This is a genomic window from Caballeronia sp. RCC_10, from assembly GCF_041360715.1.
GTDB classification, from domain to species: domain Bacteria; phylum Pseudomonadota; class Gammaproteobacteria; order Burkholderiales; family Burkholderiaceae; genus Caballeronia; species Caballeronia grimmiae.
Window position 1 is genome coordinate 82,310 of sequence record NZ_JBFUPT010000017.1, and the last position, 21,384, is coordinate 103,693.

24 protein-coding genes are annotated in these 21,384 nt (G+C 64.0%); 7 read left to right on the forward strand and 17 right to left on the reverse strand.

Going from position 1 to position 21,384, the window contains the following annotated elements; translation table 11 throughout:
* The first annotated feature begins 70 nt into the window (after positions 1-70).
* The 3 genes from AB6804_RS24025 (at position 71) to AB6804_RS24035 (ending at position 3,092) form a co-directional block, all read left to right on the forward strand.
* Entirely contained in the window at positions 71-1,402 is a 1,332-nt protein-coding gene (locus AB6804_RS24025) for an MFS transporter (RefSeq protein ID WP_370888615.1), read from the forward strand.
* A 355-nt stretch (positions 1,403-1,757) separates the two neighbouring features.
* Positions 1,758-2,582, forward strand: a complete 825-nt coding sequence (locus AB6804_RS24030; protein WP_035961449.1) for a ferritin-like domain-containing protein — start codon at positions 1,758-1,760, stop codon at positions 2,580-2,582.
* A 9-nt stretch (positions 2,583-2,591) separates the two neighbouring features.
* Complete coding sequence (locus tag AB6804_RS24035; RefSeq protein WP_370888616.1) at positions 2,592-3,092, forward strand: hypothetical protein; 501 nt, start codon at positions 2,592-2,594, stop codon at positions 3,090-3,092.
* Positions 3,093-3,241: 149 nt separating this feature from the next.
* Here AB6804_RS24035 and AB6804_RS24040 read toward each other — a convergent pair whose 3' ends face one another.
* The 4 genes from AB6804_RS24040 to AB6804_RS24055 form a co-directional block, all read right to left on the reverse strand.
* Complete coding sequence (locus tag AB6804_RS24040) at positions 3,242-4,783, reverse strand: DEAD/DEAH box helicase (RefSeq protein WP_035961447.1); 1,542 nt, start codon at positions 4,781-4,783, stop codon at positions 3,242-3,244.
* A 236-nt stretch (positions 4,784-5,019) separates the two neighbouring features.
* Entirely contained in the window at positions 5,020-5,640 is a 621-nt protein-coding gene (locus tag AB6804_RS24045; RefSeq protein WP_035961443.1) for a hemolysin III family protein, read from the reverse strand.
* Between the two features lie 82 nt (positions 5,641-5,722).
* Positions 5,723-7,021, reverse strand: a complete 1,299-nt coding sequence (locus AB6804_RS24050) for a cytochrome c (protein WP_035961436.1) — start codon at positions 7,019-7,021, stop codon at positions 5,723-5,725.
* A gap of 21 nt (positions 7,022-7,042) precedes the next feature.
* Complete coding sequence (locus AB6804_RS24055; protein ID WP_244794836.1) at positions 7,043-7,786, reverse strand: cytochrome c; 744 nt, start codon at positions 7,784-7,786, stop codon at positions 7,043-7,045.
* Positions 7,787-8,246: 460 nt separating this feature from the next.
* Between AB6804_RS24055 and AB6804_RS24060 the strand changes: the two genes are divergently transcribed.
* A complete protein-coding gene (locus AB6804_RS24060) occupies positions 8,247-9,176 on the forward strand; it encodes a CopD family protein (protein ID WP_370888617.1) in 930 nt (309 codons plus the stop codon).
* Between the two features lie 16 nt (positions 9,177-9,192).
* Here AB6804_RS24060 and AB6804_RS24065 read toward each other — a convergent pair whose 3' ends face one another.
* The 7 genes from AB6804_RS24065 to hda all read right to left on the reverse strand — a co-directional run bounded on the left by AB6804_RS24065 (position 9,193) and on the right by hda (position 14,864).
* Positions 9,193-9,492, reverse strand: a complete 300-nt coding sequence (locus AB6804_RS24065; protein ID WP_370888618.1) for a hypothetical protein — start codon at positions 9,490-9,492, stop codon at positions 9,193-9,195.
* Positions 9,493-9,606: 114 nt separating this feature from the next.
* On the reverse strand, positions 9,607-10,422 hold the full coding sequence (gene panB, locus AB6804_RS24070; RefSeq protein WP_370888619.1) for a 3-methyl-2-oxobutanoate hydroxymethyltransferase: 816 nt from the start codon (positions 10,420-10,422) through the stop codon (positions 9,607-9,609).
* 38 nt (positions 10,423-10,460) lie between these two features.
* Positions 10,461-11,141: a deoxynucleoside kinase gene (locus AB6804_RS24075; RefSeq protein ID WP_244793445.1), complete on the reverse strand. Its 681-nt coding sequence runs from the start codon at positions 11,139-11,141 to the stop codon at positions 10,461-10,463.
* Positions 11,138-11,674, reverse strand: a complete 537-nt coding sequence (gene folK / locus AB6804_RS24080; protein ID WP_370888620.1) for a 2-amino-4-hydroxy-6-hydroxymethyldihydropteridine diphosphokinase — start codon at positions 11,672-11,674, stop codon at positions 11,138-11,140. Before folK ends, AB6804_RS24075 begins: the two co-directional genes overlap by 4 nt.
* 100 nt (positions 11,675-11,774) lie before the next feature.
* Positions 11,775-13,385 (reverse strand): polynucleotide adenylyltransferase PcnB, encoded by a 1,611-nt coding sequence (gene pcnB / locus AB6804_RS24085; RefSeq protein ID WP_370888621.1) that lies wholly within the window; start codon positions 13,383-13,385, stop codon positions 11,775-11,777.
* Complete coding sequence (locus AB6804_RS24090) at positions 13,378-14,064, reverse strand: HAD family hydrolase (protein WP_370888622.1); 687 nt, start codon at positions 14,062-14,064, stop codon at positions 13,378-13,380. The genes pcnB and AB6804_RS24090 overlap by 8 nt, the downstream gene beginning before the upstream one ends.
* Positions 14,065-14,075: 11 nt before the next feature.
* Positions 14,076-14,864, reverse strand: a complete 789-nt coding sequence (gene hda, locus AB6804_RS24095) for a DnaA regulatory inactivator Hda (RefSeq protein ID WP_370888623.1) — start codon at positions 14,862-14,864, stop codon at positions 14,076-14,078.
* Between hda and AB6804_RS24100 the strand changes: the two genes are divergently transcribed.
* The gene (locus tag AB6804_RS24100; RefSeq protein ID WP_370888624.1) at positions 14,853-15,071 is read left to right on the forward strand and encodes a hypothetical protein; all 219 of its coding nucleotides are present in this window, start codon (positions 14,853-14,855) and stop codon (positions 15,069-15,071) included. The two genes, hda and AB6804_RS24100, sit on opposite strands and share 12 nt — an antisense overlap.
* 34 nt (positions 15,072-15,105) lie before the next feature.
* Positions 15,106-16,173 (forward strand): phosphoribosylformylglycinamidine cyclo-ligase, encoded by a 1,068-nt coding sequence (purM, locus tag AB6804_RS24105; RefSeq protein WP_370888625.1) that lies wholly within the window; start codon positions 15,106-15,108, stop codon positions 16,171-16,173.
* A 19-nt stretch (positions 16,174-16,192) separates the two neighbouring features.
* Here purM and AB6804_RS24110 read toward each other — a convergent pair whose 3' ends face one another.
* The 5 genes from AB6804_RS24110 to mutL form a co-directional block, all read right to left on the reverse strand.
* Positions 16,193-16,357: a hypothetical protein gene (locus AB6804_RS24110; RefSeq protein WP_370888626.1), complete on the reverse strand. Its 165-nt coding sequence runs from the start codon at positions 16,355-16,357 to the stop codon at positions 16,193-16,195.
* Positions 16,342-16,518, reverse strand: a complete 177-nt coding sequence (locus tag AB6804_RS24115) for a HepT-like ribonuclease domain-containing protein (protein ID WP_370888627.1) — start codon at positions 16,516-16,518, stop codon at positions 16,342-16,344. Before AB6804_RS24115 ends, AB6804_RS24110 begins: the two co-directional genes overlap by 16 nt.
* Before the next feature lie 75 nt (positions 16,519-16,593).
* Positions 16,594-16,887: a nucleotidyltransferase family protein gene (locus AB6804_RS24120; protein ID WP_370888628.1), complete on the reverse strand. Its 294-nt coding sequence runs from the start codon at positions 16,885-16,887 to the stop codon at positions 16,594-16,596.
* A gap of 51 nt (positions 16,888-16,938) precedes the next feature.
* Entirely contained in the window at positions 16,939-17,886 is a 948-nt protein-coding gene (miaA, locus tag AB6804_RS24125; RefSeq protein WP_370888629.1) for a tRNA (adenosine(37)-N6)-dimethylallyltransferase MiaA, read from the reverse strand.
* Positions 17,883-19,838: a DNA mismatch repair endonuclease MutL gene (mutL, locus tag AB6804_RS24130; RefSeq protein ID WP_370888630.1), complete on the reverse strand. Its 1,956-nt coding sequence runs from the start codon at positions 19,836-19,838 to the stop codon at positions 17,883-17,885. The genes miaA and mutL overlap by 4 nt, the downstream gene beginning before the upstream one ends.
* A 187-nt stretch (positions 19,839-20,025) precedes the next feature.
* Here mutL and AB6804_RS24135 point away from each other — a divergent pair, with 187 nt between their 5' ends.
* Positions 20,026-20,685 carry a VTT domain-containing protein gene (locus tag AB6804_RS24135; protein ID WP_035961389.1) on the forward strand — a complete coding sequence of 220 codons (660 nt, stop codon included), beginning with the start codon at positions 20,026-20,028 and terminating at the stop codon, positions 20,683-20,685.
* A gap of 63 nt (positions 20,686-20,748) precedes the next feature.
* On the opposite strand, the gene AB6804_RS24140 is transcribed toward AB6804_RS24135, so the two are convergent.
* Positions 20,749-21,000: a GlsB/YeaQ/YmgE family stress response membrane protein gene (locus tag AB6804_RS24140; protein WP_370888633.1), complete on the reverse strand. Its 252-nt coding sequence runs from the start codon at positions 20,998-21,000 to the stop codon at positions 20,749-20,751.
* Positions 21,001-21,384: the final 384 nt, after the last annotated feature.

Here is a 21,384-nt window from a genome sequence, read left to right on the forward strand (position 1 = left end):
TTCGCCCGCTTCGATGCAGGCGAACGGCGGCGCACGCCCTTGCCTGACGCAAACGCGACCGAGACACGATATGAAGCAGCCCGGCGACACCCTGAATCAATTCGCACACCAGACCCCGAAAGCCGGCACGCCGCTTTCGAAGGCGATGGTCCGCCGCATCGTCTTTTCGTCGTCGGTCGGCAATGCGCTCGAATGGTTCGACTTCCTCGTTTATGGATACTTCGCCGCGACCATCGCGAAGGCGTTCTTTCCATCGCACGACGAGTGGCTCTCGACGATGCTCGCCATCGGCACGTTCGGGATCTCGTTCCTCATGCGGCCGCTCGGCGCGATCGTCCTCGGCATCTATGGCGACCGAAAAGGCCGCAAGGCCGCGTTGACGCTCGCTATCCTCATGATGACGATCGGCACGCTGACGATGGCCGTGATGCCTTCGTACCAGCACATCGGGCTGGCCGCGCCGCTGTTGATCCTGCTCGCGCGGCTCATTCAGGGCTTCGCGGTCGGCGGGGAGTTCGGCAGCGCCACCGCGTTCATGGTCGAACACAGCGCGACGCGGCGCGGCTATTACGCGAGCTGGCAGTTTGCAAGCCAGGGCCTCGCGGCGATCATGGCGGCGGCGTTCGGTTCGGTCCTGACGGCGTGGCTACCCCAGCCGCAACTGGAAAGCTGGGGCTGGCGCATTCCGTTCGTGTTCGGCCTGCTGATCGGACCGGTCGGGTATTACATCCGCTCGCATCTCGATGAAACGCCCGAGTTTCTCGCCACGCGTCCCGCGAACAACGCGGCGGCGCCGGGCGTCTCGTTCTCGAATCAATGGGTCAATCTGCTGCTTGCCGTCGGCATCGTGGCGCAATCGACCGTCGGCGTGTATGTGCTGCAGCTCTACATGCCGATGTACGCAGTCAAGCAACTGCATCTGCCCGCGACGGCGTCGTTCGCGGTTGTCGTGCTGAACGGCACGCTGCAGTTCATCTTCTCGCCGCTCATGGGTGCGCTGTCCGACAAGATCGGGCGCATTCGCATCATGCTCGGCACGTCGATCGTGATGGGGCTCGCCATCTATCCGATGTTCGCGTGGCTTCAGGCGTCGCCGACCGTGATGTCGCTGGTCGTGCTGCAAGCAGCGGCGGGTATCCTGAAGGCGGCTTATTCCGGACCGATGCCCGCGCTGATGTCCGAAATCTTCCCGACGCGCGTGCGGTCCACGGGGTTGTCGATCGGCTATGCGCTCGGCGTGACGCTGTTCGGAGGCTTCGCGCCGACCATCGTCGAAGGCTTCATCCACGTGACCGGCGACAAACTCGCGCCGAGCTACTACGTGCTTCTGGCGGCGGCGTTGTCCGGTGTATCGCTCGCGATTGTCGCGTGGCGGATGCGCGGCGCGAGGCAAGCGGCCTGACGTTCTTCATCGGCAATGATGTTCATCGACACAAGGCGGCTCCGGCCGCCTTTTCTTTTCGGCGACAGATCTCAACGGCACGGTTCATGCTCTGCCTGCCCCGGTCTCGCTCGTTGTCAAAAGCGCGTCAAGTCTGGTAGAAATTTGACGCACGGCAAGACGCGAGCGGAACCGCGCCGCGCGCGGCGGGTCTGTCCCCCATGTCTGCAAACTCATTGCAGGACGGCTAAGATGCAAAAGCACAGCCGCTAACTTTTGATAGAGGACGCTCGGACTGAACGTTCGCGGCGTCGCCTGAACCTTGGCCGTCGTTGATCGGCCGGTGGCGCGTTCAGTTCAGCCAGGAGCGCGATACATGCACACAGACAGCACCCACGTCATGCCGTGGCGAATCGAAGACATCGATCTCAGCCGGATCGACCGTCAGAAAGCGGCATCGAACGAACATCTTCTCCTGTTGCTCTGCGCCTGTTCGTTCATCGAGAGCGGGACGGATCTCTACACGAGCAATCTGAGCACCTACTTCAAGGACGATCCCGAAGTCTCGGCCTGGCTGAACAGGGAATGGGAGCCGGAGGAAATGCAGCACGGCCGGGCTCTCAAGACGTACATCAATCACGTCTGGCCGGAGTTCGACTGGGACACGGCTTTCAAGAACTTTTTCGCCGAATACTCGCTGACCTGCTCGTACGAACAGTTCGAGAAGAAGCGCGCGCTGGAGATGGTGGCGCGGTGCGTCATCGAAACCGGCACGGCCACGCTTTATCGGGCAATCAACGAATGTTCCGACGAGCCGGTGCTGAAGGAAATCACGGATCACATCCGCACGGACGAGGTGCGGCACTACAAGCATTTTTTCCGCTTCTTCAAGAAGTGGAACAAGATCGAAGGCAATGGCCGCGTGGCCGTGCTCGGCGCGCTCATTCGCCGGGTGATGGAACTGAAGAGCGAAGATTCGGAGATCGCGCTGCGCCACGTCTTCGCTGTCCGATACCCCGAGCGGGTAAAGGATTCGAGCTATAACCGTGAACTGTTCGCGAGCGTCAATGCACTCGTGCGGCGCAATTTGTCGGCGGATCAGTGCATCAAGATGCTGCTGAAGCCGCTTGATCTGCCGGCGCGCATTCAGCCGGGCGTGCATTATCCGCTCGCCAAGATCACGCAGTTCTTTTTTCGCTGAGCCGAAGCAATGTCGGACGAGGCGTCACGCTCTGCGCAAACTGCCTTCGATGAGTGGCCGCCCGAGTTGCGCGCGCTCTTCGACGGCACGCTCACGAGTGCGCCGCACGGCTTCACGGTATCGCTTTGCGCCGTCGATGGCGCCGGCCGCATTCGTACCGCGTTGCTGAGCGCAGGCGAGTTGCTGGCGCCGGACGCGCGGACGCTGTGCTTTGCGCTGTGGCCGTCGTCGCGATCCGCGCAGGCAATCGCTTCGAGCGCGCGCGCGACGTTGACTTTCGTTTTCGATGAAGCCTTCTATCAAGTGCAACTGGACGCACGGCGCGTCGCGCTGGACGGCGTGCCGCTTGCCTGTTTTGTCGGCTCGATTGAAAGCGGAGAGATTCAGCGCGTGAATTACGCGCGGCTGACGGGCGGCATCACGTTCGAGCTGGATGATGCCGACAGTGTGCGCGCCCGTTGGCGGGAACAGATCGAGTGGTTGACGCGGGCGGCGAGCGCCGCCGCGTGAATTGCTGTAACGGCCGGACGTCAGGCCGTTAGTCTTGCGGTTGGTGAAGCCCGTTGCTGCGCCGTGTACGTAGCCGCATCTGCAACCTTCCACGATCAGGCAAAAAAAAAACGAGCCGCCACACGGCGGCTCGCCTGAACCTCGACGGTTTAACGCCCGCGATCGCCCGAACGCATGCCATCGCGCCGGCCGCCGCCGTTGTCCTTACGCGGCTTGCCGCCGAGCAGCGCGCCGGGGTTACCGGCTTTGGCGCGAGGATTCGGCGCATGTCCCACAGTCGCGGCTTCAGCGCGACGCGGCGCGGGCTTTGCATTGCCGCCGCCGTTGCCCGGCTTGCCCGCCGTTGCCGGCTTGTTGGCGCTGCGTGCATCGCGCGGCGCGCGGTTCTCGCGCTGTCCCTGACCGCCCGCACCACCGCCGTTTGCCGGCTTCGCGTCACGGCCCTGTCCCTGCGATGCCCCGTTACCGCGGCCGCCATCACGCCGTTCGCCATCGCGCGGTGCGCCGCGTCCCTGGCTGCGGCGCTGGATCGGCTCAGGCTTAGCGTTCGGATCAGGCTCGAAGCCCGGAATCACTTCCTGCGGAATCGGACGCTTGATGAGGCGTTCAATATCCTTCAGCAGTTGCAGTTCATCGACACAAACGAGCGACACCGCTTCGCCGTCCGCGCCCGCGCGCCCCGTGCGGCCGATACGGTGCACGTAGTCTTCCGGCACGTTCGGCAGATCGAAGTTGACGACGTGCGGCAACTGATCGATATCGATGCCCCGCGCCGCGATATCCGTCGCGACGAGCACCTGCAGTGTCTCCGCCTTGAACTCGGCGAGCGCACGCGTGCGCGCCGACTGGCTCTTGTTGCCATGAATGGCGAGCGCGCTGATGCCGTCCTTCGTCAATTGCTCGGCGAGACGATTCGCGCCGTGCTTCGTGCGCGTGAAGACGAGCACCTGAAACCAGTCGTTCTGGCGGATCAGATGCGTGAGCATTTCGCGCTTGCGCTCGCGGTCGACCGGATAAATCTTCTGCTCGATGCGCTCGGCCGTCGTATTGCGGCGCGCGACTTCGATCAGCGCGGGCGAATCGAGCAGGCTGTCGGCCAGCGCCTTGATTTCGTCCGAGAAGGTGGCCGAGAACAACAGGTTCTGACGCTTCTGCGGCAGACGCGCGAGCACGCGCTTGATGTCATGGATGAAGCCCATGTCGAGCATGCGGTCGGCTTCGTCCAGCACGAGAATTTCGAGCTGCGAAACGTCGATGGTCTTCTGCTGCATGTGATCGAGCAGACGGCCCGGCGTCGCCACGACGATATCCACGCCACGGCGCAGCGCATCGATCTGCGGATTGATGCCGACGCCGCCGAACATCACGGTCGAGCGCAGCTTCAGGTACTTGCCGTATGCGCGCACGCTTTCTTCGACTTGCGCGGCGAGTTCGCGCGTCGGCGTGAGGATCAGCGCGCGCACCGGGCGCTTTGCGCCGCCCTGAGCGGGGGCGAGTTGCGAGAGGCGTTGCAGGATCGGCAGCGTGAAGCCCGCCGTCTTGCCGGTGCCGGTTTGCGCGCCCGCAAGCAGATCGCCGCCTTTGAGCACGGCTGGAATGGCCTGAAGCTGAATGGGGGTGGGAGTGGTATAGCCTAATTCGTTGACAGCGCGAAGGAGGGGCTCTGATAGTCCGAGTGAATCAAAAGACATATAGGGTGTTCAAATCGTTATGGCGAACGGCGCGCACGCGATACATTGCAGCGGCGAACGGAGGTTCGGCCGGCTGAGCGCGTGTGCGACGCTCGGGAAAATCGGGCGGCAGGCCATGATTTGCGGTCATCGACCGCCTGGCAGTGCCGCATGCTTCGACGCGCTATCAAGACACGCCGGCTGGCTGGAAGTTGCATCGCAATCGTTGCGATGCGTGATATACGCCGATTCAGGATTCACGCGACATAGCGCGCGACGCTCACGAACTGGCACAGACTGCCCGCCAGCACGAACAGATGCCAGATACCGTGGCCGTGCCGGATGCGCTCGTCGTTGATGAAAAACCAGATACCGGCGGTATAAATGACGCCGCCCGCCACCAGCCATGCGGTGCCCGCGGCCGGCAGCGTCGTCACGAGCGGATGAACGGCTACGAGCGCGAGCCAGCCCATCAACACGTAGAGCACCATCGAAACGCTGCGGGTTCTTCGCCCGAGCGTAAGTTCCTGCGTGATGCCGAGGACAGCAAGTCCCCAGCTCACACCGAATAGCGACCAGCCCCAGGGGCCACGCAAGGTCACCAGTGTATACGGTGTGTAACTGCCGGCGATCAGCAAATAAATAGCCGAGTGATCGCACTTCTGCAGGATCGCTTTCAGCCGCGGCGAGCGCGTGCAGTGATACCAGGTCGAGATCAGGTAGAGCACGCAGAGCATCGCCCCGTACACGGCGAAGCTCACGACCTTGTATGCGTCGCCTTCGAGCGCGCCCATCGTCACGAGGGTCACGAGTCCCGCTATCGACAAGACCGCGCCGATCAGATGGCTGATGCTGTTGAAACGTTCCCCTGCATGCATGACCGATCCACCAAAAAACAAAGGGCGCAGCCCCGATATAAGGCCGCGCCCTGTGCGTATTGTACGCTGTCTTACGAAGATGTCAGTCGAGCGGCGCCGAACGCAGGTTGCTGACCTGTTGCGGCGACACCGGCGTGCCGTGGTTGCCCCACGACATACGGATGTACGTCACGACCGCCGCGACTTCCGTATCCGACAGCGACTGCGCGAACGGCGGCATGCCGTGCGGCATCGGATTGCCTTCCGTGCTCGGCGGATAGCCGCCGTTGAGCGTCATGCGGATCGGGTTGACGGCCGACGGCATCTGGATCGACTGATTGTTCGCGAGCGGCGGGTAAGCCGGCGGCTTGCCGAGACCATTTTCCGCGTGGCACTTCGCGCAGTTCTCGGTGTACACCTTCTTGCCCATCGTGAGCAGTTCGCCGCCGAACTTCTCGGAGGTTTCGAGCTGCAGCGGTTCCGGCGCTTCCTTCTTCTGCGGGATCGACTTGAGATAGGTCGACATCGCGTTGATGTCCGCGTCGGTCATGTACTGCAGGCTGTTGTGAACCACTTCCGCCATCGGGCCGAACACCGCGCCGCGCTGCGACACGCCGGTCTTCAACAGATCGTTGATGTCCTTGATGTCCCAGTCGCCGAGGCCGGCTTCCTTGTTCGACGTCAGCGACGGCGCATACCAGTTCTGCAGCGGGATCAGGCCGCCGGCAAAGGCCGCCGAATTGACCGGGCCGCCCATCGCGTTGATCGACGTGTGGCACATGCCGCAGTGACCGAGACCTTCGACCAGATACGCGCCGCGGTTCCATTCGACCGACTTGGTCGGATCCGGCTTGTACTCGCCTTCCGAGAAGAACAGCGTGCGCCAGCCGATCAGCAGGTTGCGGTTGTTGAACGGGAAGCGCAGTTCATGCGGACGGCTCGGCTCGGAAACCGGCGGGACCGAGCGCAGGTAGGCGTAGATCGCGTCGGAGTCGGCGCGCGTGACCTTCGTGTAGCTCGTGAACGGGAAGCCCGGATAGAGCAGGCTGCCGTCCTTCGAACGGCCAGTGTGCATCGCGCGATAGAAGTCGTCGGCGGTCCACTTGCCGATGCCGTACTTGTCGTCCGGCGTGATGTTCGGCGTGAACATCGTGCCGAACGGGGTGGCCATCGGCAGGCCGCCCGCGAACTGCTTGCCGCCGCGAACCGTGTGGCAGGCGATACAGTCGCCGGCGCGGGCCAGATACTCGCCTTGCTTGACGAGCGCGGCCTTGTCGCCTGGCGTCGCCGCAATGGCGCCGCCCGAGTGGAGATTGTCGCCGCCCGACCAGAGGACGGCGCCGGCTGCGACGGCTGCCACCACGACAGCCGAGGAGAGTGCGAACAGGGACTTGCGTTTCATTGTGTTGTCGCTCCAGACGCCTTATTGCGGTTCGCTGCCGCACGTGAGCGGCATCTTCAACGAGCCAGCGGGCGCGGGCACCGGGTTGGCGGGTGCGGTTTGCGTGGAGAGCCAGGCGGCGACGGCGGTCACGTCGTCGTCGGACAGGCGCGTGGCAATTTGCTGCATGCAGTCAGGCGCCTTCGCGTGACGCGTGCCGGACTTCCATGCGCCGACCTGCGCGCTGATGTAGTCCGAGTGCAGGCCGACCAGACCGGGAATGGCGGGCTGCATGCCCGTCAGGCCCTTGCCGTGACACGCCGCGCACGCGGGAATGTTCTTCGATGCATCGCCGTTCAGCACGAGCTGCGAGCCGCGCGCGAGCGTGCTCGCCGACACGTTCGTCTTGGCGGGCGGCGGATACGGCGGACGCTGCTGCGAGAAGTAAGTCGCGATCTGATGAAGGTAGTCGTCCGAGAGATACGTGACGAGGTAGTTCATCGGCGGGTATTTGCGCCGGCCTTCGCGGAAATTCTGGAGCTGGTTGTAGAGATAATCGGCGGGCTTGCCGGCAAGACGCGGGAAATAGTCATTGTCCGTGCCTTCGCCGTGAACACCGTGACATGCGGTGCAGCCTTGCACGCGCGCTGCCATCGTGTCGGGCGCGATCGGCTGGCTTTGCGCCTGGGCTTGCGCTTGACCCGCGCTGAGAACGCCAGCGCTGCCGATCATTGCCAGAGCGAGCAGCGGACGAAAAATGCGTCTTGAAAACACGCGACACTCCATGAAATTCGGGGACCTGCCGAGCTTCGTGCGGCTCGGTGCGAAGGTGGCGAACCACGGCCACGCGTACGGTGGCGGAGGGTGGCGGACCACGGCCATAGCGGCTCGACGAGCCTCTGATGCGACGCGGAATTCTATCATCGTTGCCTGATGGTGACTATTTGACACAACTTTTCGGGCGTGCTGCGGCGAAATCGCGACAATATGCCGCGCGACAGACAAGAACTTTGACATTGCGTTGAATCGTTATTTATCGACAAGAGTTGGACGCGTGATATGCCGCTTGCTCACCGCTCGCTTGTCGAGGAGCTTAGGAAGCCGCGCGGCGACGTTCAAGGTGCATCGGTTTTCAGGGGCCGCTGTGTTGTGCACGCCGGTCGTTTAGACTGCGCGAGCCCTCATCCAAAAATCGCTCGATGACTCACTCGCATCCCCACTCAGCAATTCGCGTTCGCGCCGCTTCATGAGCATCGATTCGCTCTGGCTGCTTCAAGTCTTTTTCGCCGCGCTCGCCGATCTCGCGTTCGCGTCGGCGCTCGGCGCATTGCTGCTTCGCGTTTGGCTCGGCCGCGAACGTGCGTTTGCGTCGATGTCGCCCGCGCGGGGCGGATATCGGCGCGCGTCGCGAACGAGCATCGCGTCGGCGCTCGTCTTCATCGCGTGCATTTTCGCTTCGCTGTGGCTGCAATCCGCCGCGATGAGCGGCTCGCCGATCCTCGACGCCGGCGCGTCGCTATGGCTCGTCGCGACGGCGACGCATGCGGGCGTCGGCTGGGCGGTGGCGTGCGCCGGCGGCGTGTTGCTTGCGCTCGCCTCCGGAATGAGCGGAGCGTTGGGCGCGGGCCGTGTCACGGCGGCGGTGCTCGGCGCGATCGTCGCGGCGGCGGGCAAGGCCGCAGTCGGTCATGCCGCCGACGCCGGCGCGTTCTCGATCGCGGAAGGCGTGCAGACGCTGCATCTGCTTGCAACGGGCGTGTGGGGCGGCGTGGTGATCGCGGGCGCGGCGGCGGTGTTGCCGGCGCTCGACACGTCCGTGGCGCGGGCTTCGCTGATGCGCATCGTGTCTCGCATGTCGCATGTGGCGACGATCGCGGTGGCGCTCGTCATCGCGACCGGCGTGTTCAATGCGTGGCGCGGCACGGGCGGATCGGCCGACGTGCTGACGGGCAGCGGTTGGGGCAGGGCGTTGCTGTTGAAGAGCGCGCTGATCGCATGCGCGCTGATGTTGGGCGCGCTTAGTCGATGGTCCGCGTTACCGCGCTTGCAACGCACGGCATCGACGACGGACGCGCATACGGTCATCAACGTGATGCGCGTTGAAGCCGTGCTGATGGTGATGGTGTTCGTGACGGCGTCGGTGCTTTCACATAGCGTGCCGGGCTTCGCGTCGTGACATCAGGCGCGGCGTGTCATTCATACCCGAGCCGATGACTCACGATCGGCGCGCAGAACAGCGCCAGCGCGCAGCCAGCCACTTTGCCTTGCAGCTCGACGAAGGCCCGCCCGGAACTCGCGGCCAACAGCACATCGAGCAATTGCGGCAGGCAGAATACGACCGACAGCGCGATGAACGCGCGCGTCACCGCCGATATCCGCCATCCATGCTGCGCCCCGAGCACCGCTGCGACGACCCGCGCCACGCCGAACATGACGAGCGCGCCGACAGCAATCTGCGCGCGCACGTATTCGTCGGGAAGGGAGTGCCACATGATCGTTCTCGCTTTCGGAAAGACGTTTTCGAACGCTAGTGTGCAAGAACCTCGCCCGTGCAGTATGTACGAGAAAGCGCAGACCCGCTACGGCCCGCGCCGGCCTCGTGCCGATCAGAACGTATGCTCGGGACCGGGAAAACTGCCGTCCCTGACCGCGTGCACGTAGGCTTCGACGGCGGCGAAAATGCTCGGCTGGCCTTGCATGAAATCTTTCACGAAGCGCGGACGCTTGCCGTGAAATACGCCCAGCATGTCGTGCAGCACCAGCACCTGACCCGAACAGTCGATGCCCGCGCCAATGCCGATCGTCGGGATCGCGAGCTTCGCGGTGACGTCGCGTGCGAGCAGCGTCGGCACCGCTTCGATCACGAGCAGCTGCGCCCCCGCATCCTGCAGCGCGAGGGCGTCGCGCCGCATCTGTTCGGCGGCTGCATCCGTCTTGCCTTGTACCTTGAAGCCGCCGAACGCATGCACGGATTGCGGTGTGAGTCCCACGTGGCCGCATACCGGAATCGAGCGCTCGACGAGAAAGCGCACGGTTTCCGCGAGCCATTCGCCGCCTTCGATCTTCACCATCTGCGCACCGGCGCGCATCAGCCTGACGGCGTTGGCATACGTCTCTTCGCGCGATCCGATGGTGCCGAACGGCATGTCCGCGACGATCAGCGCGCTCTTGTTGCCGCGCGCCACCGATGCCGTGTGATACGCGATGTCGTCGAGCGTGACGGGCAGCGTCGTGCTGTGCCCTTGCAGCACATTGCCGAGCGAATCGCCGATCAGCATCACGTCGACGCCCGCGCGATCCAGCAGCGCGGCGAAGCTCGCGTCGTAACACGTGAGCATGACGATGCGTTCGCCCGCCTCGCGCATGGCTTGCAGCTTCGGGACGGTGATCGTCGAGCGGCTCGTTTCCTGCAGATACGTCATGATTTTTTCGCTGAAGATGGCGCGCATCGAGCCGAAGCTCAGACCGACACGCCTTTGACAAAGAATTCCTTGCGCCCGCGCATGGTCTCGATGCGCTCGACGAGCAGCGCGAGATCCTCGTCCGACGCGACCGGGTTCAGATGCTCGGCGTTGACCGTGAGTAGCGGCGTCGCGTCATAGTGATAGAAGAAGTCGTTATAAGCATCGGTGAGCGCGCGCAGATACGAATCGGAGATTTGCAGCTCCATCGGCAGGGCGCGCTTCTGGATGCGCGAGAACAGCACTTCGGGACTCGCCTGCAAATACACGACGAGATCCGGCGCGGGCGCGCTCGCGCCGATGCGCGAAGCGATGTCGCCGTACAACTGAAACTCGTCGTCGGGCAGCGTGAGGCGCGCAAAGAGATCGCTTTTCTGCGTGATGAAGTCCGCGATCATCGGCGTATTGTGCGTGAGCATCTCCGCGACTTCGCGCGTTTGGGCCACGCGTTGCAGCGCGAAGCTGAGTTGCGTCGAGAGCGCATGCCGCGTGGTGTCGCGATAGAAACGCTCGAGGAAAGGATTGTCCTGCGGACGCTCGAACAGCGTGCGCATCGACCAGCGTTCGGCGAGCAGCGTCGCGAGCGTGGTCTTACCGACGCCAATCGGCCCTTCGATCGCAATGTAACGGTGCGGCGGCCGCAATTGCGGCGCGGTCACGGTGAGTGGCGGAACGCTCATCGGCAAATGGTCTTGTTGTTGGGGGCGGGAGAAGCGCCGAACGCGAGGCACTGACACGTCGCGACTCTTTCGATGCGTTGATCGGCAACCGTCGCGACGAACGCATCGGCGCGGCCGCGCTGTGGAATGATGAGATCGGGTTCGAGCTCGACGAGCGGCACCAGCACGAAAGCGCGCTCCGTCATGCGCGGATGCGGCACGACGAGATCCATCTCGTCGATGCTGGACGCGCCGTACAGCAGGATATCGAGATCGAGCGTTCGCGGCGCGTTGCGATACGGCCGCTCGCGCCCGAACTGTTCCTCGATGACGTGACACAGACGCAGGAGCGCGCGGGCGGGAAGCGTCGTTTCGAGCTTGACGACGCAATTGAAGTAATCGTCGCCGGAAGAATCGATCGGCGCGGTGCGGTACAGGCTCGATTTCGCGAGCACGGTGATCGTGTGCTGCTGCGCGAGACACACGACTGCGTCTTTCAAGGTCTGGCGCGCATCGCCGAGATTCGCTCCGAGGCCCAGATATGCAATCGTCATGGCGGTCGTCCTACGGGTAGGTCTTGGGCGATAAGCCGGTGAGACCCAGGCACGCTGCCCGGGTGCAAACCTTCAGCCGCTACTGTAGCGAAAACCGGCTTTATTCGTTGTCTGAGCCTTCGCCCCTTTCGCCGTTTCTTCTTTCTGCGCTGGTTTGTTCGGCGCCGCTCACAGGCGACGCTTGCGCCTCGGTCGCGACACCCAATTCAGCGGCTTCGCCCGTCTTGCGTTTGGCATTGCTGCGACGGCGGCGCTTCTTGGGCGCGTTGGGGTCCTTGCCGCCTTGCGCCAGCAGCGTTTCGCGCTGTGCGTGGTCGCTTTCGATGAAGTCAGTCCACCATTGTCCGACTTCCGCGTCGAGTTCGCCCGACTCGCAACGCAGCAGCAAGAAATCATAACCCGCTCTGAATCGCTGGTGTTCCAGCAGCTTCAGCGCGCTGCGGCCGCGCTTCTCCAGCCGATGCTGCAAGCCCCAGATTTCGCGCATGTCGGCGGAATAGCGCTTGTGGATGGCGAGCTTCTCGGTCTGCATCTCGAGGACGTCGTCCATCGCGCGATGCAGCGCCGGCACCGGAAATTCGCCCGCGCCGGTGTACTTCTGCCAGCGCGTCTGCACGTCGTGCCACAGCAGTGTCGCGAAGAGGAAACTCGGCGACACGGGCTTGCCGGCACGCACGCGCTCGTCGGTGCTGGTGAGTGCGAGCGTCACGAACTTCTCGCCATGCGGCTGTTCGAGCACGACATCGAGCAGGGGCAATACGCCGTGATGCAAGCCTTCCTGACGCAAGCGCGTGAGGCACGCGAGGGCGTGGCCCGACAGCAGCAGCTTCAGCATTTCGTCGAAGAGACGCGCGGCCGGCACGTTGTCCATCAGATCCGCGAGTTCCTTGATCGGCGCGCGCGTGGCTTCGTCGATCTCGAAGCCGAGCTTCGCCGCGAAGCGCACGACGCGCAGCATGCGCACCGGATCTTCGCGATAGCGCGTGGCCGGATCGCCGATCATGCGCAAGAGGCGCGCGCGGATATCGGCCATGCCGTCGTGATAATCCAGCACGGTTTGCGTGGCCGGATCGTAGTACATCGCGTTGATCGTGAAGTCGCGGCGCGTGGCGTCTTCGTGCTGCTCGCCCCAGACGTTGTCGCGCAGTACGCGGCCGGACGCATCGACGGCGTGCGTGCGCATGTCGAGCTCGCCGCGCCGGTAGCGCCGCGGCGGTTCGGCGGCAGGCGCGGGCGGCGGGGTATCGACGAGCGCGCGGAACGTCGATGTTTCGATGATTTCCTGCCCGAACTGCACGTGCACGATCTGAAAGCGCCGCCCGATGATGCGCGCACGCCGGAAGAGCCGCTGCACTTCGTCGGGCGTGGCGTCGGTCGCGACGTCGAAATCCTTCGGCGCGACGCCGAGCAGCAGATCGCGCACCGCGCCGCCGACGATGAACGCGCGATGCCCCGCTTGCTGCAGGCCATCGGTGACGCGCATCGCGTTCTTCGAGATCAGCGACTGGTCGATGCCGTGAATCTCCGACGACAGGATCACCGGGACGCTCGGATCGCGCTTCACGGGCGCGGCGGCTTTCTTGCGCGGGACGCGCACGGTCTTGCGGGCGGACTTCGTTTCGGCCTGTGCGGTTGCCGTGTCGTTCGAAGCGCTTTCCTGGGATTCGGCGCTCTCTTGTCCGAACAGCTTGCGGATGAGTTTTTTAATCACGTGTATCGAAGAGGTTCAGGATGCGCCAGCCTTTGGCTTGCGCGTGCGCGCGCAAGGTGTCGTCGGGATTGGTCGCGACCGGGTCGGTGACGCGCTCGAGAAGCGGGATGTCGTTGTGCGAGTCGCTATAGAAATAGCTGCGCTTGAAGTCGCCGATCGTCTTGCCGAGCGACGCGAGCCATTCCTCGACGCGCACGATCTTGCCTTCGCGATAGCTCGGCGTTCCGCGCGGCCGTCCGGTGAACGCGCCGTGCGGATGATCGTCGACGGTTTCGACTTCGCACGCGATCAGTGTCTCGATGCCGAACGCTTCCGCGATGGGCGCCGTGATGAACGCATTCGTCGCGGTGACGAGACAGCAGAGATCGCCGTTGTCCTGGTGCTCGCGCACGAGCGTGACCGCGACGGGCACGATGCGCGGATTGATGATCTCGTGCATGAACTGCGCGTGCCAGTCGGCGAGCTGCTCGCGGGAGTACTTCGACAGCGGCGCGAGCATCGCATGCAGATACGCGTTGATGTCGAGCACGCCGGCCTTGTAATCGGCGTAGAAGGCGTCGTTCTGACGCGCGAATTCGGTCGGATCGACGATGCCGAGCTTCACCATGAAGCGGCCCCATTCGTGGTCGCTGTCGGTGGGCAGGAGCGTGTGATCGAGATCAAAAAGGGCGAGGTTCATGGGGACGCATTCTACTTGAAGCGGCTGCCCGCGTTGTCGGGCGCGGCGCAGGCGGAGCCGGGATCGTCCGGTTCGTGCGATTCCAGCGGCGCGACGGCGGCGAGCGGCGGCACCGGCCCGGTTTGCGCGAGCATCGTGCGCAGGAGCGATCGCGTGACCGCGCGTTTCTGTTCGAGCGAGAAGCGGTCGAGGTCGTCGAAGAGCGCCATCAGGCTCGGCATGTCGCGCCGGAAATGCGTGAGCAGATAGGCGGGAACGTCTTCCGCCAGCACGATGCCGCGCTCGTGGGCTGCGTGCTTCAGCACGGCCGCCTTCGCCTCGTCGGTCAGCGGCATCAGATGGAAAACGAGTCCCCAGCCGAGGCGCGTGCGCAAGTCTTCGCGCACGCCGAGCGTTATTGGCGCGGCGTTTCCCGCGGCGACGAGCGCGCTTGTCGGATGCGCGCGGCATTCGTTGAAGAGATTGAACAGCGCGATTTGCTGCGGGGCGGAGAGGCGGTCGCAATCGTCGACGGCGTACAGCGCCACTTCGGGATCGAAGCCGAATGCGTTGAGCGCGCTTTGCGGGCTCAGGTAGCGCGCGCGGCCGCTCGCTTCATGGACGAGCGCATGGAGAAGATGACTGCGCCCGCTGCCCGGCTCGCCCCACAGATAGAACGAGCGGTCCGCGACCGGGCCGGCCGCGAGTGCGCCTTCGAGTCCGCGCAGCCGCGTGACCAGTTCGTGGTTGCCGGCGGCGAAGAAATTGTCGAAGGTGGCGGGCGGCGGGGTGCCGAGGTCGAGCGTCAGTTGGCGTTGCACGGGGAATGGATGTCGTCGGGCTGCATCGAAGAGCTGCGTTTTCTCGAAAAAGCGCGGGCGCGTGAGCCGATTCGCGCGACGCCTGTTGCTGCCGTCGATTGCGCGCTCAGGTGCGGCGCTTACGGCTGCGGCCGCAATCTCGAAAAGGGCGCAGTCGCGCTGCGGGAAAACCAGCCGGCCGACCGTCGCCGGTTCATCATCGGGTAAAATCGCATTTTACCGACCTTCTTGCGCTCCCCCCATGAATCAACCGAAATCCGCCTCGAATCCTGCCGATTCGACTCAAGGTTTGTCGTACCGCGACGCGGGCGTCGACATCGACGCGGGCGACGCGCTCGTCGACCGCATCAAGCCGTTTGCCAAGAAGACCTTGCGCGAGGGCGTGCTGGGCGGCATCGGCGGATTCGGCGCGCTGTTCGAATTGCCGAAGAAGTTCAAGGAGCCGGTGCTGGTGTCGGGCACGGACGGCGTGGGCACGAAGCTGCGTCTCGCGTTCGAGTTGAACCGTCATGACACGGTCGGCCAGGATCTGGTCGCGATGAGCGTGAACGACATTCTCGTGCAGGGCGCGGAGCCGCTCTTCTTTCTCGACTATTTCGCGTGCGGCAAGCTCGATGTCGATACCGCCGCCGACGTGGTGAAGGGCATCGCGCAGGGCTGCGAGTATGCGGGTTGCGCGCTGATCGGCGGCGAGACGGCGGAAATGCCGGGCATGTATCCGGACGGCGAGTACGACCTCGCGGGTTTTGCGGTGGGCGCGGTCGAGAAGAGCAAGATCATCGACGGCAGCACGATCGTTCCCGGCGATGTCGTGCTCGGGCTTGCGTCGAGCGGCATCCATTCGAACGGTTACTCGCTCGTGCGCAAGATCATCGAGCGCGCGAATCCCGATCTGAACGCCGATTTCGATGGCCGTTCGCTCGCCGATGCGCTGATGGCGCCGACGCGCATTTATGTGAAGCCGCTGCTTTCGGCGATGCAAAGCGTCACCGTGAAGGGGATGGCGCATATCACGGGTGGCGGGCTTGTCGAGAACATTCCGCGTGTGCTGCGCGAAGGGCTGACGGCGGAGCTGGATCATCGCGCGTGGCCGCTGCCGCCGCTGTTCGCGTGGCTGCAAAAGCACGGCGGTGTGGCGGACGCGGAGATGCATCGCGTGTTCAATTGCGGTATCGGGATGGCGGTGATCGTCGCGGCCGAAGATGCCGATGCGGCCACCGGGTTGCTTTCCGCTGCGGGAGAGCAGGTTTGGAAGATTGGGGTCGTGCGGGAAAGCGGGGCAGGGGAGGCGCAGACGGTCGTTGTTTGATGGGCCGTTGCTTCAACCGTCACGAAGACCCTCGCTCAGTGCGAGGGTTTTTTTTGGCCTTCGTTTGGCTGCTACTTCTCGTTGCCTGCCAGTACGCGCTCGAGTTCGGGAAGCGCCGTCTGTACGGTTCCCAGACGATGTCCAGGTTCGTTTCGAAGTAGCCGTGGGTCATGCGAATACGCATGCCGCGCAGTTTCTTCCAGGAATCGCGGGATTGTCTCGCGCATAGTCCGGGAATTCCGTTTCGATCTGAACCGCCGCTTCGCCGATGACGATCAGATTCAAAATGACCGCCTGCTGAATCATTCTCGCGTCGAGGAATTCCGTCTTCGTGATTCCAGCCACGTAGCTGCGCGGTTTTCGACGCATCGAGCATATGCTCGACGTAATCGGCCAGACGCAATTGCCGTTGCTTTGCATTCATACCGCGCGCGCCTCCGCGAGCACTTCATGCCTGAACTTCGGCGGCAAGTCCTCGGGCGTCAAAACGTCTACCGGCACACCCAGCAGTTCTTCGAGTTCGACCTGAATTGCGCCAAGGTCGAACAGCGTGGCGCCGGGCAGCGCGTCGACCAGGATGTCCAGGTCGCTCGTTTCAGTATCCTCACCCTTGAGCGCAGACCCGAAAACGCGAACATTGCTTGCACGATTCGCGGCGACGATTCGGCGAATATCGTCACGGTGAGCTTCCAGCGCCGACGAAGGTTTGGGCATAAGCGTCCCCGGATAAAGCATTGGCCAATGATAGCGCTTCAGGGCTGAGAGCTACGCCCCGACGATTCCTCGCACCGCCGCGACGGCCCGCCCCGTCGCATCCCCCGCACAACAATCCACAACGATCCGCTCCGGCATCCCCCTGAGCCACGTCAGTTGCCGCTTGCACAACTGACGCGTCGCAAAGATGCCCTTGTCCCGCATTTCGTCATAGCCCGTCGCACCGTCGAGATACTCCCAGGCCTGCCGATAGCCGACGCATCGCATCGACGGCATCGACAGATCCAGATTGCCGCGCGCCCGCAGGCGCTTTACTTCGTCGATGAAACCGCCCGCCAGCATCGCATCGAAGCGCGCGGCAATACGCGCGTGCAGCACCGCGCGGTCCGACGGCTCCAGCGCAATCGGCACGAAGCGATACGGCGCCTCATCGTCCACGACGCGCGGCGCGGCGAGCAGGGCGGACATCGGCTGGCCGGACAGCATGAACACTTCCAGCGCGCGCTGGATGCGCTGCGAATCGTTGGGCGCGAGCCGCGCCGCCGTTTGCGGATCGACCGATGCCAGCCGCGCGTGCAAAGCGGGCCAGCCCTCGCGCGCGGCGTCGGCGTCGAGGGCGGCGCGGGCGCCGGCATCGGCGGATGGGAGATCGTTCAGACCTTGCGTGAGCGCCTTGTAATACAACATCGTTCCGCCGACCAGCAGCGGCACATGACCTCGCGCCACGATCTCGCCCGTGAGCCGCAGCGCATCCGCGCGAAATTGCGCGGCGGAGTACGAGCCTGCCGGATCGATGATGTCGATCAGATGATGCCGCGCCGCCGCGCGCTCGTCCGCAGTGGGCTTGGCCGTGCCGATATCCATCTCGCGATAGACGAGCGCCGAATCGACACTGATGATCTCCACCGGCCGTGCCGATGCCGCCGCGAACGCCAGCGCCGCCGCGGTTTTCCCGGACGCTGTCGGGCCGAGCAGACAGGCTATCGATACGGCGCTCATTGTCCGCGCATGAAGAGGCGGTCGAGGTCCGCGAGCGTGAGTTGATACCACGTCGGGCGGCCGTGATTGCATTGGTCGGCGCGCTCGGTGGCTTCCATCTGGCGCAAGAGCGCGTTCATTTCGTCGAGCGTGAGCCGGCGATTTGCCCGCACCGCATGATGGCAGGCAAGCGTGCCGAGCAGTTCGTGCTGGCGCTCGGTCAGCACGCGCGATCCGCCGAACGCGTGCAGATCGGCCAGCACCGCGCGAGCCAGCGAAGGCAGATCCGCGTCCTTCAGCAACGCAGGCACCGCGCGAATCGCGATCGATGTCGGCGACAGCACCGCGAGATCGAAGCCGAGCGCGTCGAGCGTCTCGCGCTCTTCATCGACGACGCCGATTTCCACCGGATCAGCCGTCATCGATACGGGAATCAGCAACGGCTGCACCGCAATCGCGCGGTCGGCCAGCGCGTGCTTGAACTGTTCGTAGAGGATGCGCTCGTGCGCCGCGTGCATGTCGACGATGATGAGTCCGCGCGCGTTCTGCGCAAGCACGTAAATGCCGTGAATCTGCCCGATGGCGAAGCCGAGCGGTTGCTCGTCCGATTGCGGCAAAGCGGCGTAAGCGGGCGCGGCGTCGCTGGCCCATGCTTCGGGCGCAGCCGTCGTCGCGGCGTTCGATTCCTTGCGCCCGAATAGCGCGTCGTAAAGCGCGAGCGGTTGCGCCACCGGCAGCGTGCCTTGCGTCATGCGCGACTGGCGCATCCACGTCGTGCCGTTCTCGCTTTGCGGCTGCACCGGTTGAGCATGGAATTGCGACTGCGGCGCGCTCGTCGCCGACAGCGGACGCGCGCTGAAGGATGCGACGCCGGTCGGCTGCAACTGCGCTTCATGCCCGCCCGATGTGGTCTCAGGCGACGCGCCCGCATGCCGCGCAAGCGCCCGTTGCACCGTATGGAAGACGTACTGGTGAATCGAGCGCGAGTCGCGGAAGCGCACTTCGATCTTCGACGGATGCACGTTCACGTCCACCGATTCCGGCGGCAGATCGAGGAACAGCACATACGCGGGATAGCGATTGCCGTGCAGCACGTCCTCGTACGCGGCGCGCACGGCGTGCGTAAGCAGCTTGTCGCGCACGAAGCGGCCATTGACGAAGAAATACTGCTGGTCGGCGCGGCCGCGGCTCGCGGTCGGCAGGCCCGCGCATCCGTAGACGGCGAGCGGCCCGGCGCGTTCATCGAGCGGCAGATGCGACGTCTCGAACACTTCGCCCAGTATCTTCGCGACGCGCGTGCGCGGATCGCTCGCGTTCCAGTGCTCGACCGCCTTGCCGTTATGCATGACCGAAATGGCCACATCGGGACGGGCGAGCGCCATGCGGCGAATCACCTCCAGACAATGGCCCAGCTCGGTCTGCTCGCTTTTCAGGAACTTGCGGCGGGCGGGCGTGCTGAAGTACAGCTCGCGGACTTCCATCGTGGTCCCGACCGTGCCCGCAGCGGGCGAAATAGCGCCCGTTTGCGCGTCGATGCGCGTGGCGTGCGGGCAGTCTTCCGTGCGGCTCGTGATGAACAACTCGGCCACCGACGCGATCGACGCGATGGCCTCGCCACGAAATCCCAGCGTGGCGACGGCTTCGAGCTCGGCGAGCGAGCGGATTTTGCTCGTCGCGTGGCGCATCAGCGCGAGGGGAAGCTCGTTCGGGGGAATGCCGCAGCCGTCATCGGTGATCACGATGCGCTTCACGCCGCCCTCGTCGAGCGTGATGCGCAGCGTGCGCGCGCCGGCATCGAGCGCATTCTCCAGCAGTTCCTTGACGACCGAAGCCGGCCGCTCGACCACTTCGCCTGCCGCGATCTGGCTGACGAGCTGGTCGGGCAGCGGAGCGATGGCGCGCGAACGGGGTGCGCGATCGAAGGTCAAAGCGGCTGCGAAAGCGCCGGCGGAGGGTTCGTTGGAGTCGGCCATGGCCAAATTATAACGATTTGCACCTGCCGGCCGCGCGCGCCGCTCGCCCAAACGCGCCATCGGATGGCGGCTGGATGCTCGCTTTTTAACGGACGCCGCCGGTCACTTCGGTATCATGGCGCGACCCTTTGCTCCCCGCCGGCAGACGTCCTCGTCTGTTGGCAGCCAATTACTTCGAGGAACGCTTTTGGACACGCTGCTGCATTTCCTGGGACTCATTCTTCACATCGACAAGTCCCTCGGTGATTTCATCAACGTCTACGGTGCGTGGGTTTATGCGGTGCTGTTCCTGATCGTGTTTTGCGAGACCGGACTCGTCGTCTTCCCGTTCCTGCCGGGCGACTCGCTGCTTTTCATCGGCGGCGCGTTCGCGGCCACGCACGAGATGGATCTGGGCGCGCTGATCGTGCTGCTGCTCGTCGCGGCTATCGCGGGCAATACGGTGAATTACTGGATAGGGCGGGCCATCGGCCCGAGAGTATTCGATACCAACATCCCCGTGCTCGAGCGTTTTCTGGATCGCGCGGCGTTGCAGAAGACCCATAACTTCTATGAGCGTCATGGCGGCAAGACGATCGTGATCGCGCGTTTCGTGCCGGTGGTGCGGACCTTCGCGCCGTTCGTCGCGGGTGCATCGGCGATGAACGCGACGCGCTTTCAGCTTTTCAACGTGCTCGGCGCGGCAATCTGGGTGCTGTTGCTCGTGTTGCTCGGCTACTTCTTCGGCAACATTCCGTTCATTCGTCAGTATCTGAACGTGATCGTGCTCGTGGGCATCGGCGCGGCGATCGTGCCGATCGCTTTGGGCGCGTTGTGGAAAGTGAGCCGCCGCCGCTCGAAGGTGTGACGGCACGGCTGTGACGGGCGGGCCGGATGCAAGAGCGCCGGCCCGTCGAACCCTGATGGGTTGTTACCCGCGCTTGAAGAGGCGGATGATGAAGAGCAGCACGACCGCGCCGATGACGGCCGTCAGCAGCGAACCGAGCAGGCCGCCGCCCAGCGAGATGCCGATCTTCGTGAACAACCAGTTGCCGACTACGCCGCCGACAATGCCGACGAGAATGTCCATCAACACGCCGAAGCCGGTGCCGTTCATGATGAGCCCGGCCAGCCAGCCGGCGACACCGCCGATGACGATGCCAATAAACAATCCGTGATGCAAGAGTTCCATGCGCGAGCACTCCAGGAAATAAGGGAAATTGCAGGACGGCAGGAAGGTCCTGCGTTCGAGCGAGGCGAATGTAGCCCAAAGTGCAGCGCGATAGTTTTGCAGAGTGTCAAGGATTGTCGATACGGTGCTTTGCAGGCCAATATGCCTATCCCTGGCTTTCGCGAGGCTTTTGCATGCGGCCTAAATGGAAGCGCGGCGCAAGCCAAATCGCCGCAGGCGTCTCGGGATGGACGAAATCGTTAAAATACTTAGAATCCCGAATGACGGCGCACGCATTGCCCTCAAGTGTCCCGTTTAGTTAAGGAAACTCTGCGTAACTCGCGCGTGTAATGGCCCTTAGGAATGCTACTATATTGGTCACGACCTGGAGGCAGC